1 protein-coding gene is annotated in these 1562 nt (G+C 44.3%); it reads left to right on the top strand.

Going from position 1 to position 1562, the window contains the following annotated elements:
- Positions 1 to 1562, top strand: a 1562-nt coding sequence (locus BBROOKSOX_RS10840) for an RCC1 domain-containing protein (RefSeq protein ID WP_373896628.1), incomplete at both ends; no start/stop codon positions are given.

Here is a 1562-nt window from a genome sequence, read left to right as displayed (position 1 = left end):
GCTGTGCAGATAGACTAAGTAACTACCAAGTTAGTATCTCTAATAAAGCAGACTTCAGTACCCACACCTATCAACAAGACTTTCATGTTGCGCCTAATCCCAAAAAAATCATTCAATTAGACGCATCAGGCAAGCAAGGTCGCTATGTTAGAATCCAGTTGCTTGATAAGAATTATCTGTCTCTAGCAGAAGTTCAGGTTATGGGTGTTGATCCTTTGCGTTTTGCTGAGGTGGATTATTCTAGTGCTCGGAATGATTTTGGTGGGGTTAATAATGCGCCAAATTATGCTAATAAGACAGCCTTTGCCACCATTAAAAGCGATGGCTCAATCATGGCGTGGGGTAACCCATATTTTGGAGGTAAAAAAGCACCTACTAATGGTGGCTATATCGAGATTTATTCAAATGAACGTGCCTTTGCTGCCCTTAAAGCTGATGGCTCAATTACGACATGGGGCAGCTTAAAGTATGGAGGTAAAAACGCACCCAACGCACCCACTGATAAAGGCTATACCAAGATTTATTCAACTACTAATGCCTTTGCCGCCCTTACACGCAATGGCTCAATCAAGGCGTGGGGTAACCCATATTCTGGAGGTGCAGATGCACCTTCTGGCAGTGGTTATACCAAGATTTATTCTAATAGAGAAGCCTTTGCCACCCTTACACGCGATGGCTCAATCAAGACATGGGGCGATGTATATTATGGAGGTAAAGACGCACCCAACGCACCCACCGACAAAGGCTATACCAAAGTTTATTCAACTACTAATGCCTTTGCCGCCCTTAAAACTGATGGCTCAATCAAGGGGTGGGGTAGAGCATATTCTGGAGGTGCAAACTCACCCGATGACAAAGGCTATACCGAGATTTATTCAAATGCAGTTGCCTTTGCCGCCCTTAAAACTGATGGTTCAATCAAGGCGTGGGGCGAACCAGGTGATGGAGGTACAAACGCACCTGATGGCAAAGGCTATACCAAAATTTATTCAAATACATATGCCTTTGCTGCCCTTAAAGCCGATGGCTCAATCAAGGCGTGGGGTAGTTCAGATTCTGGAGGCACAAACGCACCCGATGGCAAAGGCTATACCAAAATTTATTCAAATGATTATGCCTTTGCTGCCCTTAAAGCCGATGGCTCAATCAAGGCGTGGGGTAGTTCAGATTTTGGAGGCACAAACGCACCCAATATACCCACTGACAAAGGCTATATCAAGATTTATTCAACTCATAAAGCCTTTGCTGCTCTTAAAGCTAATGGCTCAATTGCATCGTGGGGTAGCTTAGATAATTCGTGGAATGAGATAAAGGATAAAACCACAAACGCACCCACCGACAAAGGCTATACCGAGATTTATTCAAACGCATATACCTTTACTGCTGTTAAGCCCGATGGCTCAATCAGGACATGGGGTGACCTAAGTTACGGAGGTGCATACGCCTCTAGTTATAATCTAGCGCTTGGAAAACCTGCCACAGAATCCAGCGCATATCCATACTCTATCCCCGTTGCTGCTAGTTATGCAGTAGATGGTAACACTAATGGCGAATTCTTAAAT

It is taken from the genome of bacterium endosymbiont of Bathymodiolus sp. 5 South (genome assembly GCF_900128535.1).
GTDB lineage: Bacteria > Pseudomonadota > Gammaproteobacteria > PS1 > Pseudothioglobaceae > Thiodubiliella.
This window is presented reverse-complemented; position numbering and strand designations above follow the sequence as displayed.